The sequence below is a fragment of the Chryseobacterium sp. B21-037 genome (genome assembly GCF_028570785.1).
Taxonomy (GTDB): Bacteria; Bacteroidota; Bacteroidia; order Flavobacteriales; family Weeksellaceae; genus Chryseobacterium; species Chryseobacterium proteolyticum.
On record NZ_JALGCB010000001.1, the window covers coordinates 4,593,400 to 4,608,275 of the forward strand.

The following is a 14,876-nucleotide window of genomic DNA, read 5'->3' on the forward strand; positions in this document are numbered from 1 at the left end:
AATTTAAATGCTTTGATATGGTTAATTTAGAGTGGTACCGTACGTTTAAAGAGATCTACAAGACGGGAACGTTAACCGGAGCTGCGGAAAGTTTGTTCATTTCACAGCCTGGTGTAAGTCTTCATCTAAGCTCACTTGAGGCTTATGTAGGATATAAACTCTTTGACCGGACCGGAAGAAAAATGATTCCCACAGAAAGAGGGAAGGTGCTTTATAATGCTGTTTTTGAACCGCTTTTAAAGCTTGAGAATGTAGAGAAAAACTTTCAGAAATCAACAGAAAAGCATACACCGACAATCAGTGTAGGGATGTGTTTTGAGACTTTTCAAACTACTTTGGAGCAATATGTTTCCACTTTACCTTTTAATTTGATCATCAGCTTCGGGGAGTATCCGGAGATGCTGGATCAGCTTGATAAAGGGATTCTCGATCTTATCATAACACCCAAAAAGGGATCATCACTGAATATTGAGCATGAAGCATTTTCATCCGAACAGATTATTCTGGTGGGGGGAAAAGATGTAGATACCGATGCTTTTAAAAAGGTTCTTAAAACCAAAGATCCTGATAAGATAGAAGAATGGCTTAAACAGGAGAAATGGTATGGGACAACAGGTGATATGGAACATTTATTCCAATTCTGGATCCTGAATTTTGGACATAAACCTAATTTCCGTCCCAACTATATCGTTCCTAATCTTAATTCTATTATCCGTTGTCTGAAAGGAGGGACAGGATTGGCTGTAGTTCCTGATTTTTTATGTAAAAACGAAATTGAAAGCGGAGATGTAAAATTGATCTGGGAAGGAGATAAAAAGCTGGAAAATACTTTATATTTCGGATGCCGGAAAAAAACAAGTTATCAGGCAGAGATCGGGCATATCAAGAAATTATTCAGAGAAGTGATGAGCTAAAAACTCTAAAACGACCATATCCCGCATCTGAATTCCATTTTCAAAAATAGGATCCGGATAGTTTTGAATAAAAAAGTCTTTGCGTATTCCTTTTTTCACAAAACCATTTTTCTCATAAAAGCGGATTTGACGGAAGCCTGTATCTGAAGTTCCTACTAATAGGGAATGAAAGTGATTCTTATTTGCTATTTCCTTCGCTTTATCGATTAAAAGACCTCCTATACCTTTTCCCTGATACGGGCTGCCAACTGCTATGTTTTTAATTTCCAATTCAGTATTACTAATCCGGTAAAGGGCCATTACGGCTATCGATCGGGACTTATGTTTAAAAACATACACATCACAATCAAATATGTATTTATGGATTGCTTCCACAGTTTCGTCAGCCAGCAGAAGCAATTCATAGGGCATCTCTGAAGAGACCCCAATCTTAATCAGTGTGAACGGATCCATTATATTGCCATATGGATAATAGGATAATTTTTTCCGGAGCCATCTTTTTCTGATCTTCCTACTCTTTTAAACCTCATTTTCTCATAAAAGCCAATCGCCTGGGGATTTTGCTCATTGACATCCAGCTTCGTAAAACCGATATGATCTTTCATAAACTGATATAATTTTTTTCCATATCCTTTTCCTCGGAAATCATCATGGATAAACAACATTTCAAGAGTATCCCCGGCAACTGATGCAAATCCCTTTGCTTTATTATCTTCCGTTATCAGGTAAACATCTAAATGAGGCAGATAATCTCTAGGAATCACTTCCTGAAAATAATTAAAATCCTCTTCTGCAAGAAAATGATGGGTTGCTTTCACTGATGAAGCCCAGATTTCCATGATCCTGGGATAGTCCTGTGATTCTGCCTTTATAATCTGATAGTCCATTATCTTAATTTTTGTGCAAAAATAAATAATTTTTAAATTTCATAAAGCAGGGATTTAAGGTGTAAAATTTCAATTTTTTGTTGCAAATTTGTTAGACTTTATGTTAAAAATTAAAATAAAGAATTATGCAGAAAAAAATGTACACAGGGCAGCCGGTTGTTACTTTAAATAACGGAATTGATATTCCGGCACTAGGATTCGGAGTATGGCAGATTGATGATCTGAAAGTTTGTGAAGATGCTGTGATCAAAGCTATTCAAACAGGTTACAGAATGATCGATACTGCATCTATATATCTTAATGAAAAGGCTGTGGGAAGCGCAGTGAGAAATAGTGGTGTGAATAGGGATGAACTGTTCATCACCTCAAAACTTTGGGTGCAGGATCATGGGTATGAAAAAGCTAAAGCGGCATTTCAAAGAACACTGGACAGATTGCAACTGGATTACCTTGATATGTATCTTATTCACTGGCCTTTCGGGGATTTCTTAGGTGCGTGGAAAGCATTGGAAGAATTATATCATGAAGGAAAGATCAAAGCGATTGGAGTATGTAATTTTACAGTGGAAAAACTAGAAGAGTTAAAAGCGAATTCGACTGTTCTTCCGGTGATCAATCAGATTGAATTGCATCCTATTTTCCAGCAAAAAGAAATGGTAGCTTATGACCGTGAAAATAATATTGTAACGGAGCCATGGAGTCCGCTTGGAAACGGAAATGCTGAGCTTCTACAAAACCCTGAGCTAAAATCAATTGCAGAAAAATATTCCAAAACAGTAGCGCAGGTTATTTTGAGATGGCATCTACAGGAAGGTTTTGTTATTATTCCGAAATCCATTACTCCATCCAGAATTGAAGAGAATTTTAATGTGTTTGATTTCAGCTTAACAGAAGATGAAATGAATATCGTTCGTTCGCTGGATACGGGTAAAAGACTGTTCTTTGATCCGAAAGATCCTGAATGGGAGAAGAAAATGCTGAATTCTATAGCAGATATCTAATATAAGATCTATCAGTTCCCACAGCTCCTGAGGTTTTTACAGAAATAGTCTGTATGCTTGTGAGATCTGTGGGAATTGTTTTTTTAAAGTAGATATATCTACTGAGATGGAGCAGTATCTATTTTTTGTATTTTAAGCTAAATAATTTTATGTTCTGGTCAAATACACTCGTTGAAAAATTAAACATAAGATATCCCGTTATTCAGGCTCCTATGTTCGGAGTAAGTACTCCTGAGATGACGGCGTCAGCTTCAAAGGTTGGTTGCTTGGGAACTCTGGCATTAGCTGATTTATCTGCGGAACAATCCGTTGAATTGATTAAGGCCACAAAAGAACTTGCTGACCAGCCATTTGCCGTTAACATTTTTACCCATGATATCCCTCAGATCACAGACTCCATACGACAGAAATACATAAAGACCAAAAACTTTATTGAAGAGCTTGCGGAAGAAAATAATCTGGAGGTCAGCCTTCCTGATCTCGAAGATCTTAAAGTGAACACTTATCACGAGCAAATTGACGCCATCATTGAAGAAGGATGTAAGATCCTGAGCTTTACATTTGGAAATCTTGACGATAATAGCATTCAGAAATTAAAAGAAAATGGAATAACCCTTATTGGAACGTGTACTTCAGTGGAAGAAGCTTTGATCCTGGAGAAATCTGGTATTGACATAATCTGTGTTCAGGGAATTGAGGCTGGAGGGCATAGGGGAACATTTGACGGAGATCGGATTCCGCAGATAGGAGGTCTGTCTCTTTTATCGCAGGTATTCGATCATGTGAATGTTCCTTTGATTTATGCAGGAGGGATTTATAATGCAAGAACCATATTGGCGGCAAATGAACTTGGAGCAAAAGGGTTCCAGGTGGGCAGTATATTATTGGCTTCTCAGGAAAGCGCATTGCAGTCATTTGAGAAAGAAAGATTAAAGAAGGTAAGAGAAGACGAAATTCTTTTGACCAAAAGCTTCTCTGGCCGTTATGCAAGAGGGATCAGAAATAGATTTATTGAAGCCCTTGAGAATTCTGACTATATTCTGCCTTACCCTTATCAAAACAAGCTGACAGGGATTTTAAGAAAAACGGCAAAACTTAAGGGTAATGTGGAGTTTGTGAATATATGGCTAGGGCAATCGGTTCATCCGTACAGTGAAGCATCCACCATGGATATTTTAAAAAGACTGATTCTTGATGTTGAAAAAATATCCTGAAAAATTGTCTATTTTTGCAGGCTTTAAGCCCAGCATATATGAAAAGAATATTTTTACCTTTAGCTTTATTGTCAATGCTTGCATGTGGTAGTGATAGTGAAACATTGGATACTATTGATCCCAATGTAGGAACAATAATCGGAAAGTGGTATATTGAAAAATCTGAATTGTACACTTCAAAAGATCATCAGACAAAAACCAATTTTTCTACAGATTGTCAGAAGAAAAGCACGCATGAGTTCAGGCAAACCAATATGACTTCAACAACTTATGCCCAGCAAAGTACTACGTGTATTCAGACTGATGTTGTTACCAGAAACTATACTTTTGATAAATCAACCGGTCAATTTTGGTATGAGGGGGAACAGGATTATCCATATTTCGTTACAAAACTTACCCAATCCGAAATGATCATGGAAGACCGTACCCAAGATATGGATGGCGATGGAATAAATGATGTGATCAGAAGGTTTTTTACCAGAATAAATTAAAAAAAGCTCCTTTCGTCCGAAAGGAGCTTTTTTTGAAAATAAAGGTCGTTATTTGTTTATTCGTTGAACTCAATAATAAGCTGATCCATCGGGCTGCTGTTTGAATTGGTTACAGTTCCAGCCATATCATTCCATTTTCTTTCTCCACCAACCAGAATGTGTGTGGCTCCTTCTGTACCTCCGGCGTTATTAGGCTCTCCGGATGCGAACCAGTTTTCAGTTGTTGCCGGATTCGTGGACCAATTGATTCTGAACTCTTCCCCGGTGATCCATTGTAGCTGGTCGGGGTTCCCCGGTCTTCTGATCTTATTGAATCCTATCCAAATATTGTTGGCCAGATTATATCCAGTTCCGGATGCTACAATATTTGTATTTACCCATGCTCTTTCTGTATCACTGGGCATTGTTACGAGATAGCCTCCCATTTGCTTTCCAAAGTTAAACGCATTGAACCAGGTAATAGGTTGAGAAATCTGGTACGCACAATAGGTATGGTTATTAACAGTCCATTTTTTACATCCGAGTTCTGTAGCTGTTCCCCCTCCCGGAACTGGTCCTGGCGGAATTTGTCTTTTGGAGACAGGCTGGGGATCATATCCCAGAATCGTGGAATTGAAACCTGATGATCCACCACCGTTCAATTCATTTCTCGAAATTTTTCTTACATTCCCGGCTGCATCTGCCGAGAGAATAACATCATTTTCAGTTCCCTGATTTAAAGTTCGAACCCTTAGCTCTCCATTTACATCAAGAGTTTTTGTGGGTTGGGTTGTATTAATCCCTACTTGTGCTGATATGGCCATAGGCAATACCATAAAAAACAGTAATTTCTTTTTCATTGCTGTGTATTATTTGATATAAAAGTAATTAAAAATATTCAAGTTATCAAGAGGAATATTGTTTTAATTTACTGTAAATCATTGATATATGATTTTTGTTTTGTGTTTTTTTTATTACTGATTATATAATTTGTTTGAAATTATTTTTTATAATTTCATTGCATCTTAATTATTGTAATTGAAAATATTGCCACTTAGAATAATTTTTAATCTAACCTTAGAAATTTTTCAATATCTAAACTGATGAAAATTTCTCGTTGGAGTTTACTATTTTATTTCCAAGAATAAAAAAGCTTCCCTCTTTTAAAGAGGGAAGCTTTTTTATAGGTACATGAATAATGTAATTTTCTATTTTGTGAGATCTAATCCACCAAAGTTACCCGAACTCATCATTAGGAAAACACCTTGCTTTTTATCCAGAATATCCCAATACGCATGAAGCTCCTCCGCATTGGTAAATACTTTTAAATGGTCGTTTTTAAATTTTTCTTTAATCAGATCAGGAGATATCGGGTCCATTCTTTTAATCTTTAAGGCATCTTCAGAATAGAATACAATAGCCTCATCCAGGCCATCCATGGCATGATCATATTGCTCTAAAAAAGCAGGATTTAAACTTGAATAGGTGTGCAGTTCAAGGAATCCGTATTTTTTCTCTCCTTTAAACTGTTCATTAAAAGCTTTTACCGCAGCTTTTACTTTACTTGGAGCGTGGGCAAAATCCTTGTAAAGAATGGCTTTATCTTCTCTTTCTACTTTTTCAAGACGTTTTGAGGCTCCTTTAAAGCTCATAATTGCTTCGTAGAAGTCTTCATCCATAATACCTAGCTGACGGCAGATGTGTCTGGCCCCTTCCAGGTTCAGAAGGTTATGGGCTCCGAAAACAGAAAGTGGGATATCTCCCATTTCAGTTTTTAACAGGACCTGCCCATTACTGATCTCATACTCCGGAGTTTTATAGGGTATTTTTCTGAAATAATTTTCCGCATTGTCCACTACTTTTACCACTTCCGGATCTTCTTCATTGTATACTAATACACCACCAGGAGTGATGCTGGCTACAAATTTTCTGAATTGTTCTATATAATCATCGAATGTTTTGAACACATTGATGTGATCCCAGGCAATTCCGCTTAAAAGAGCGATGTTGGGCTGATATAATAAAAATTTAGAACGCAGGTCGATAGGGGACGAAAGATATTCGTCACCTTCCAATACCATAAAATCGTTATCAGGAGTTAATTTCACCATACAGTCGAAGCCTTCCAATTGTGCTCCTACCATAAAGTCCACCTCTTTCTGATGAAAATTAAGGACATGCAGAATCATGGAAGTAATGGTGGTCTTCCCATGTGATCCTGCAATAACTACTCTTGTTTTATCTTTAGACTGTTCGTAAAGAAATTCAGGATAAGAGTATATTTTCAGGCCTAATTCTTTTGCTTTTGCCAATTCAGGGTTATCCTGATGAGCATGCATCCCCAAAATGACTGCATCAAGATCTGAAGTGATCTTTTCGGGGAACCAACCCATTTCCTGAGGAAGTATTCCTTTGTTTTCAAGTCTTGATTTTGACGGTTCAAAAATGGCATCATCAGAGCCTGTCACCTGATATCCTTTATCTTTTAGTGCTATGGCAAGATTATGCATGGCACTTCCTCCGATCGCAATGAAATGGGTCTTCAATTGTATTTATTATTTTTTAACATTATTATTAATGATCTCCTGAAATGCATTGGTAATATTCGTCCAATTGGTCCTGAAATTCGGCATAATCAGGCTGGCATCCGTTTTACTTCCTTCATTAGGGCCTTTCTTTACATTAATAGAAGTCGTTACGTTATCATACAGTTTTTTGTGATCTTCCTGTATCCTTCTGAAGTTATTCTGAGACAAAATGTTATTGAGTTTCTTCAGGTCTTCATCCGAAACCTTAAAATCCTGTTTAATCTTTTTTCCTTCGCCCTCAAAAGAATAGTGTGCAGTATTATCTTTTATAAGCAGGTTTTCATAAGCAGGAGCGTAGCCTCCGCTTTTGGAATAGCTAATGTCGAAATTTGAATATACTTTTTGACTGTTGCATGAAACTAATACTATGATTGCGAATAAGATCTCTATTATTCTTTTCATATGTAATTTACCTTTTTTAATTATCTGAATCTTTCTTCTCTAGTTTTTTAGCTTTTAATTCTTCATCATACTGGTGCAGCAGATTGAAGTCCTCCGTTTGCTCTATGGCAGTCATGATTTTTAATAAAATTTCATGTGCATTTTCTTTATCATAATCAATATCCAGAGGTGCCTTAAACTCCATGGTAGGTTTTACACCGGTAACCTTTACCCGTAATCCTTTTTTATCAAAGGCTCTTCTGAAACCATTGATCTTGATAGGAATTACAATCGGGCGCTGGTTTTTTACCAGTTTTGCTGTTCCTCTACGGCCCTGTGCAAAAGCGGAAGTAGTACCCTGAGGGAAGGTGGCTACCCAGCCGTTATCAAGAGCCTTCATTATATTATCAACCTCTGTGAGGTCTACCATTCTGTTTACATTTTTTCCTTCCGCACGCCATGTTCTCTTTACCGTAACAGCACCTGCAATTTTAAAAATTTTAGGAAGAATTCCTTTGTTCATGGTTTCTTCTGCTGCCACATAGTAGAAATCAATCTTTGGATTGAGGAGATAGATCGGATTTTTAATGGTATTTAAATAGCCATTATTTACAGCACAGAATGCGTGGTACATTGCTGCAACATCTGCAAAATAAGTCTGATGGTTAGATACAAACAACACATTGGAATCGGGCAGATCAACAAGGTGTTCAGTACCGGTTATTTTTAGCTTATTAAAACCATTGAATCTTCTGTAAGAAACAAATCCTAAAATAAAAATAACTAACCTTTTCAAAAAGTAAGGTGTCCCGAATGCATCGGTGAAAATATTTTTCTTCGCCATCTCTCAATTAAACACGGTTGTGCAAAGTTACATTTTTTTCAGCAACTGACTGAATTCACTTAATATCATTGCTGTAGCTCCCCATATGATATATCCATTGAAATTAATGACCGGAACTTCATGTCCTCCGGCACTTGGCAGAGCCATAATTTCAGGCTGGTCGGGAAGATTTAAAAACGAAGTAATAGGAAACTCGATGGTTTCTACTGCTTCACTTTGTTGTAAAACGAAAGTGGGGTTCTTTTTTGTATATGAAATATAGGTATATACGTAAAAATTACTTGGAGGAATATAAATAGGGGACATCTCTCTTATGATCCTTACGTAATGTTTATCTATTCCTATTTCTTCTGAAGTTTCACGAATAGCAGTGTCGGCAAAATCCCGGTCCATTTCTTCGCGCTTTCCGCCAGGAAGTGATATTTGACCGCTGTGCCTGTCGTGCTCATTAATGGTCCTTTGAATCAGAGGGAAATACCATTCATCATCTTTTAAATATAAAACAATATTTACTGCCGCGAATTTTGGATTTTTCTTTAAGATTTCATCGTGGTTGAAAACAGGACGATAAGGTGGAGAAAATACGCCGTGAGCATTCTCTCCTGGTAATTCCACACTTTTAATTTTTCTTAATAAATCTTTTCCAAAACTTTCCATAGCTCAAATTTAGCAATATATCCTGAAGAATGGAATAGCCATTAACATTAATTAACCATATGGTTTTGAAAAATTAAAGATGAAAAAATTAAAGATAAAGGACGCGAATAGGCTATTGATGGTTCTGAATTCATCCTTGTTTAACCTGTACTGTCGGGCTGTGCTTTACTTTGAAATTAACCGAGTTGGCAATGAAACAACATTCATTAGCTTTTTGATGAAGTTCCACCGCTTTTTCAATCATGGATTCATCCGTCACGATTATTTCAGGATGTAGGGTTACTTCTGTAAAGTGGCCGCTTCCATTGGCGGTTTCTGCCATGATTCCGGTTGCTTTATCTGTGTATTCAGTTAGGATAACTCCCGCTTCCGAACAAAAATGGAGATACCATAACATATGGCATGAAGATAAGGATGCTAAAAAAAGCTCTTCAGGATTATGTTTGGTCTTATCGCCCCGAAATGCCGGATCAGAAGACCCATCAATAGTAATTTTATTTTCTATTGAGATGGTATAGCTTCTATCGTAATTCCGGTAGCCGCTGGTACCTGTTCCTTTATTTCCGGTCCATTCAATGGAAGTGGAGTAGTGATGTTCCTTGTTCATGTTTTTTGTATTTATTAAAACAGGTCCTAATTTAAATAAAAAAACCTCCAGAAAACTGGAGGCTGTAATTTTGTATTAATTGGAATATCCTGATACTTCTTCTTTCTTAGAGTTATAGATCTTGTATTCCAAATATTTAAAAGAATCCCTTGGGATGATGGTTACCCATTTTTTATATTTTACAAACCATTTCATCTGGATGCTCTTAATTCCTTTTGTAAGATAAGCTTCCACGAATGGGTGTACATGCAGGTAAAGTTTTCCTTTTTCCTTTTGCATGATGTTTCTGATGGTTTCTTCCATTCTTTCCACAATAACAATCGGAGCTACGATTTCTCCGTCCTTGTTAGGGTTTTCTTCTTTGGTTTCGATTTGTTTTTCCGGACGGTTTCTCTGTCTGGTAATCTGTATCAATCCAAATTTACTTGGAGGTAAAATTTTGTGGCGAGCTTTGTCGCGCTTCATTTCTTCTTTCAGATGTTCGTACAAATCCCTTCTGTGATCGGCGTTCGGCATATCGATAAAATCGATTACAATAATACCACCCATATCACGAAGGCGCAATTGTCTTGCAATTTCTGTTGCGGCCATTTTATTCACGTTGAGAGCGTGTTCTTTATTGGCTGCATTTCCGGTTGTAATGTTATTCCCGGAGTTCACGTCGACTACGTGTAAAGCTTCCGTATGTTCAATAACAAGGTAAGCTCCTTTAGAACTTGGAATGTTGACGTGTTTTCCAAAGCTTTGTTTAAGCTGTTTTTCAACATTGTAATATTCCAGAAGAGGAATGTGAGAATCATAAAACTGAACAATATTTTTTCTTTCAGGGGCAATTACTTCTACATAATTTTTCATTTCTTCCACCATTTGTTCATCATCACAAATGATACTTACGAAATCCTGATTAAAATTGTCCCTTAAAATAGCTGAAGCCTTATCTTCTTCGCTTAAGACCTTAGATGGAACTTTATTTTTCTGGATATTTTTAAAAGTACTTTCCCATTTCTGAATCAGCTGATTCATATCGTTATGCAGATCAGCCACTTTTTTTCCTTCGGCAACGGTTCTTATGATCACACCAAAACCTTCAGGTTTGATACTCTCGATAAGAGTTCTTAGTCTTTCTTTTTCCTCAAAGCTTTTAATCTTTTTGGAGATAGAAACTTTGTTGTCGAAAGGAATTAAAACCAAAAAACGTCCTGTTAAAGATACCTGGGTAGAGATCCTTGGCCCTTTTGTGGAGATAGGCTCTTTGGTAATCTGCAGCAGGACAATGTCATCCTTTGCAATGACCTTATCCACAGTTCCGTTTTTGTCTATTTCGGGTTGTATCTCGAAATTTTTTAAGCTTGAAGAACTTTGCTTTTTAGAAATGGTGTCCTTTAAAAATTTTCTATAAGTAAGATATTGTGGCCCCAGGTCCTGATAATGCAGAAACGCATCTTTGTCGTAACCTATATTTACGAATGCGGCATTAAGGTTAGGTGCCAGCTTTTTTACCTTTCCTATAAATAAGTCTCCAACTATAAAATCACTTTTGTCCTCTTCCTCATGAAGTTCACATAGTCTTCCGTCTTCCAGTAATGCAATCTTTGTAAGTTCATCCTCATGCGAAACTATTAGTTCTTTCTTCATTTTGTTATAAGATAAAATTGTTAAGATTATAGGAAACAGGCATGGTTTTCTTTAATAAATGCATGTATAAATTTACGAATTCATAATGAAAGTTGTGTTATTTATTTCAATGAAATAAAACCTGTCCCGATCTTTTGGGAATCCTATAGTTATAAATAAAAATATAGTCGGTGTAGATTAAAAAATTAAAAACACCAACTATATTAATATATTTTTAAATCTCGAAAAAGGAGATTATTTTTTCTTATGTCTGTTCGCTCTTCTTCTTTTCTTTCTTTTGTGAGTTGCAACCTTGTGTCTTTTTCTTTTCTTTCCGCTTGGCATAATTTTAAATTTTTTAGTAACTAGTTAATATTCAGTTAATTTTTATTTTACTGCAACTTTAGTTTTTACTTTCTCAACAAAAGATTTTGATGGTTTGAAAGCAGGAATATTGTGAGCAGGGATCTCAATTGCAGTGTTTTTAGAAATGTTTCTTCCTGTTTTAGCAGCCCTTGTTTTAATTATAAAAGAACCAAAACCTCTTAGATAAACGTTATCTCCATTATACATAGAAGTTCTGATCTCCTGCATAAAAGCTTCTACAACTTTCTGTGTTTCATTCTTTTCTGTTCCCAACTTATTTGAGATGGTGTTTACCAATTCTGCCTTTGTCATTTCCTTTTTTAATTTTAAATTTTAGGTGTGCAAATTTAGTTAAAAAAATTGAATACTAGCAAATTAGTGGTAAAAAAAATTTCGGTAAACGGTTGATGGTTTTATATTTACTCTCTATATATATTACGTAATGATGTTTTTTACATGCTGGAATTGTAATATCCGTTTTCTACGCAAAAGCGGATCAGGTGAAGTTTTGTCTTTAGTCCCAGTTTTTCCGTTAACCTGTTGATGTAGGTATCAATCGTTCTCGTACTAAGATTAAGTTTCTCTCCGATTTCCTTATTACTAAAGCCTTCATAGCAAAATTTCATCAGCTGGATCTCTGTGGAAGAAAGCTCTTCCTGGCTCTTTTTTTGCCGTTCCATATACTCCATAACAGCAAGGGGTTGCTGTTCCCATTCTTTGGAATATGCTTCATAGTTGAAGGTGTCTGACGCTACCTGTCCTTTTATGATATCTCGAATGATATTACTTTTCTTTTCGCAATAATAGATATTGGGAATTTTGGAAAGTATTTCAGCCATATCTTCCTGATAGGTTCCTGAATAGGTAATAATGGGAGTTTCGGAATTGCTTTTACGGATGTATTTTATCGCTTCAATTCCGCTTAATACAGGCATAAATAGTTCAATGATAAAGACGTCTTCCTGTCTTCTGTAAATTCTGTTCACGAGTTCATGCCCGTTATTACAATCATTGAGAAGCATGTAAAACGGGTTTTCCAAAAGCGTTTTGACAAGTATTTTTTTAAAATAAAAATCGCTGTCTGCTATTGAGAATCGCACAGTATTAGTTAATATTTTACTCACGTTAATATTTAATATCGATTTGGCTTATGATAATTAAATTTAGGGGTCTAAATTAATAAAAACTTATTAAAGTTAAAATTAATCTTAATTTAAATGAAAAATGATCCGTTATATCACGGAAAAGATAGATATTGTGCAGGAAATTTTTTTTTTATACTTTCACAGACCCAAACAAACCACAAAATATGTCTTCAAATAGAGAGAAAAAATTAAATAAATCAGACGTCAGAATAGGCATTTGGAAGTTTGTTCTGTCTTTTGTTGTCCTGGCTGCTGTTTCTTTCACCAGCGTGTTTTTCTTTTTTAAAAGCTATGATGCCCAAACGGAAGGGGTAAGCCGTGATGCGGAAGCCTACAGAGAATTACTGGGCCGCAGCGATATTCTTAGAGTTCAGGTGGATACTATTTTCAGCAGAATGAGCAGGCTCAACAGAGTGGAAAATGATATTTTCCTAAGAAATGATATTATAGACAATGTGAATAATGCTAAAAACATTATGGGAAAAGACAGTGCGGATAATTTTAAGCATTATGCTGTCTTAATGAAACAAATAAGTCCGATGCTGACTTTGAAAAATCGTATTGTAGAGGTTTCCAACCAGAAAAAAATCGCAATAAGAGATGTCAACGGATGCATGGGGAAAGTAGGAAGTATGGAAAAGGTACTGAAGATAGATCCTACCAGAAAGTTTACAGGAAGTCGAAGAAAAAGATAAGTTATGCAGGGACACATCACATTATCCAAAAAAGAAAAGCAATATCAATTTTTTTATTTGATTTTAATGCTTTTGGCAGCACTCATATTTTTAGGAATTATTTTCCTGAAAAGATTCAAATCGCCATTTTCTGAAGATGATATTATTGCCATTCAGAAACTTGAACAAAAAGCCAAATTTGATCAGCAACAAAAATTAACCCAGCGTTTGCAGGATAGTACTTTCATCCAGGTAAGCAGACTTACGGATGAAACCACAGAACCTTTTGTGGAAAATTCTATTCAGACAGGGATTAATGATATAAATAACAGCTTTGGTCCGGAATATATAGACATCAGAAAAGATGCTTATCCCCAGATTGCACAATTCTATAAAATGTATTTTGAGGACAAAAAGATCATCTCAAGAACTACAGAAGATATCAAACTCTTTCAAAAACAGTATCAGGATTGCCTGATCGGACTTAAAGAAACCAAAGACCGTGTCTTTCAGCGACAGAATGCATTAAAAGAAAGAACCCAGTAAACGGCAAAAACTAATACTCAATCAATCACACATCACATTATAACTATGAATTATTTTCAAAAGAACAAAAAGAACATTATTATCGGTGTTATAGCGACATTGCTGATTGCGGCTCTTGTTGCACTCTGGTTGCAGAAAAAGGTCATTCATTCTGCAGATGATATTGTAGGGGTTGTATATCCATCTACATTAAGTGTAGGGGATACATTGGTATTTGAAGATAAAACACAATTTGCCAAAAGCAAAAAATGGAACTTCGGAGACGGGACAACTTCTGAGAAAAGCAGTGGGATCCACTTTTATAACAAACCGGGATACTATCCGGTAACGCTTATTATCGATAATAAATACTCTAAATCCTTCCCTGTACTGGTTTCTGCCAGAGCAATTCAGAAAGCAAAAGATACAGCGATGGTAAAAACAACCATAGATGCACCATTACGGGCTATGCAATTCGAGAATGTACAGTTTCGTGCGATCTCCGATGCTAAACAGTTCAGCTGGAAATTCGGGGAAAGCGGAACTACAGATTCTAAAGATAAGCTAGCAATCTACTCCTATAAAGAACCGGGAGATTATATTGTTACTTTATACACGGATGAAAGCATTGAACCGATTATACACCACATTAGAATTGATCCTTCTTATGATGCATTAAATGATCAGGATGTAAGCGTAGAAGACGCTTATGCAAAAATCGATAATGATTTTAAATATCATTTGCAGCAGATTGCCAACGGGAGTAATTTCAATTCACACTATAATTACCTTCTTCAGAAATACCTTTGTAATAATGAGAATACGGTTGTGAAGGTGAATGACAGTAAAGTAAATAACTTTTACATGTATTGCGCGGGACTTCAGTTTGATAAAAATAATGTTATTCAGACCGTTAAGGTAAATTTTGATGATACACAGAATTGTGTAACCAAAGTGGATATTAACCAAAGTAAATAATTACAACCCTG

18 protein-coding genes are annotated in these 14,876 nt (G+C 36.0%); 7 read left to right on the forward strand and 11 right to left on the reverse strand.

The features are described 5' to 3' along the window. Positions 1-17 precede the first annotated feature (17 nt). Positions 18-914 (forward strand): LysR family transcriptional regulator, encoded by an 897-nt coding sequence (locus MTQ00_RS20655; protein WP_273650839.1) that lies wholly within the window; start codon positions 18-20, stop codon positions 912-914. Here the strand turns inward: MTQ00_RS20655 and MTQ00_RS20660 are convergent. After that, positions 891-1,367, reverse strand: coding sequence for a GNAT family N-acetyltransferase (locus MTQ00_RS20660; protein ID WP_273650840.1), 477 nt, complete (start codon positions 1,365-1,367; stop codon positions 891-893). The two genes, MTQ00_RS20655 and MTQ00_RS20660, sit on opposite strands and share 24 nt — an antisense overlap. Beyond that, positions 1,367-1,801 carry a GNAT family N-acetyltransferase gene (locus MTQ00_RS20665; protein WP_273650841.1) on the reverse strand — a complete coding sequence of 145 codons (435 nt, stop codon included), beginning with the start codon at positions 1,799-1,801 and terminating at the stop codon, positions 1,367-1,369. The genes MTQ00_RS20660 and MTQ00_RS20665 overlap by 1 nt, the downstream gene beginning before the upstream one ends. Before the next feature lie 125 nt (positions 1,802-1,926). Between MTQ00_RS20665 and MTQ00_RS20670 the strand changes: the two genes are divergently transcribed. The 3 genes from MTQ00_RS20670 (at position 1,927) to MTQ00_RS20680 (ending at position 4,507) form a co-directional block, all read left to right on the forward strand. Next, positions 1,927-2,802, forward strand: a complete 876-nt coding sequence (locus MTQ00_RS20670; protein WP_273650842.1) for an aldo/keto reductase — start codon at positions 1,927-1,929, stop codon at positions 2,800-2,802. Positions 2,803-2,951: 149 nt separating this feature from the next. Then, on the forward strand, positions 2,952-4,016 hold the full coding sequence (locus tag MTQ00_RS20675) for an NAD(P)H-dependent flavin oxidoreductase (RefSeq protein ID WP_273650843.1): 1,065 nt from the start codon (positions 2,952-2,954) through the stop codon (positions 4,014-4,016). A gap of 38 nt (positions 4,017-4,054) precedes the next feature. Then, entirely contained in the window at positions 4,055-4,507 is a 453-nt protein-coding gene (locus tag MTQ00_RS20680; RefSeq protein WP_273650844.1) for a lipocalin family protein, read from the forward strand. Positions 4,508-4,563: 56 nt separating this feature from the next. Here the strand turns inward: MTQ00_RS20680 and MTQ00_RS20685 are convergent, their stop codons facing one another. The 9 genes from MTQ00_RS20685 to MTQ00_RS20725 all read right to left on the reverse strand — a co-directional run bounded on the left by MTQ00_RS20685 (position 4,564) and on the right by MTQ00_RS20725 (position 12,667). Continuing rightward, entirely contained in the window at positions 4,564-5,346 is a 783-nt protein-coding gene (locus MTQ00_RS20685) for a C-type lectin domain-containing protein (protein ID WP_273650845.1), read from the reverse strand. Between the two features lie 348 nt (positions 5,347-5,694). Further along, positions 5,695-7,032, reverse strand: a complete 1,338-nt coding sequence (locus MTQ00_RS20690; RefSeq protein WP_273650846.1) for a UDP-N-acetylmuramate--L-alanine ligase — start codon at positions 7,030-7,032, stop codon at positions 5,695-5,697. 9 nt (positions 7,033-7,041) lie between these two features. Next, positions 7,042-7,476 carry a hypothetical protein gene (locus tag MTQ00_RS20695; RefSeq protein ID WP_172284069.1) on the reverse strand — a complete coding sequence of 145 codons (435 nt, stop codon included), beginning with the start codon at positions 7,474-7,476 and terminating at the stop codon, positions 7,042-7,044. 16 nt (positions 7,477-7,492) lie between these two features. Beyond that, on the reverse strand, positions 7,493-8,299 hold the full coding sequence (locus MTQ00_RS20700; RefSeq protein WP_172284070.1) for a lysophospholipid acyltransferase family protein: 807 nt from the start codon (positions 8,297-8,299) through the stop codon (positions 7,493-7,495). Positions 8,300-8,326: 27 nt separating this feature from the next. Then, entirely contained in the window at positions 8,327-8,956 is a 630-nt protein-coding gene (locus MTQ00_RS20705) for an NUDIX hydrolase (RefSeq protein ID WP_172284072.1), read from the reverse strand. Between the two features lie 130 nt (positions 8,957-9,086). Beyond that, on the reverse strand, positions 9,087-9,563 hold the full coding sequence (locus tag MTQ00_RS20710) for an OsmC family protein (RefSeq protein WP_273650847.1): 477 nt from the start codon (positions 9,561-9,563) through the stop codon (positions 9,087-9,089). A gap of 75 nt (positions 9,564-9,638) precedes the next feature. Beyond that, positions 9,639-11,198 (reverse strand): Rne/Rng family ribonuclease, encoded by a 1,560-nt coding sequence (locus MTQ00_RS20715; protein ID WP_172284075.1) that lies wholly within the window; start codon positions 11,196-11,198, stop codon positions 9,639-9,641. Between the two features lie 366 nt (positions 11,199-11,564). After that, positions 11,565-11,855 (reverse strand): HU family DNA-binding protein, encoded by a 291-nt coding sequence (locus MTQ00_RS20720; protein WP_002984212.1) that lies wholly within the window; start codon positions 11,853-11,855, stop codon positions 11,565-11,567. Positions 11,856-11,995: 140 nt separating this feature from the next. Continuing rightward, positions 11,996-12,667: a response regulator transcription factor gene (locus MTQ00_RS20725; RefSeq protein ID WP_172284077.1), complete on the reverse strand. Its 672-nt coding sequence runs from the start codon at positions 12,665-12,667 to the stop codon at positions 11,996-11,998. 185 nt (positions 12,668-12,852) lie between these two features. Here MTQ00_RS20725 and tssO (MTQ00_RS20730) point away from each other — a divergent pair, with 185 nt between their 5' ends. The 3 genes from tssO (MTQ00_RS20730) to MTQ00_RS20740 are packed head-to-tail and all read left to right on the forward strand — an operon-like array spanning position 12,853 to position 14,865. Further along, the gene (gene tssO, locus MTQ00_RS20730; RefSeq protein WP_172284079.1) at positions 12,853-13,383 is read left to right on the forward strand and encodes a type VI secretion system TssO; all 531 of its coding nucleotides are present in this window, start codon (positions 12,853-12,855) and stop codon (positions 13,381-13,383) included. Positions 13,384-13,386: 3 nt separating this feature from the next. Then, on the forward strand, positions 13,387-13,908 hold the full coding sequence (gene tssO, locus MTQ00_RS20735) for a type VI secretion system TssO (protein WP_172284081.1): 522 nt from the start codon (positions 13,387-13,389) through the stop codon (positions 13,906-13,908). Between the two features lie 45 nt (positions 13,909-13,953). Further along, the gene (locus MTQ00_RS20740; RefSeq protein ID WP_172284082.1) at positions 13,954-14,865 is read left to right on the forward strand and encodes a PKD domain-containing protein; all 912 of its coding nucleotides are present in this window, start codon (positions 13,954-13,956) and stop codon (positions 14,863-14,865) included. The last annotated feature ends 11 nt before the right edge of the window (positions 14,866-14,876 follow it).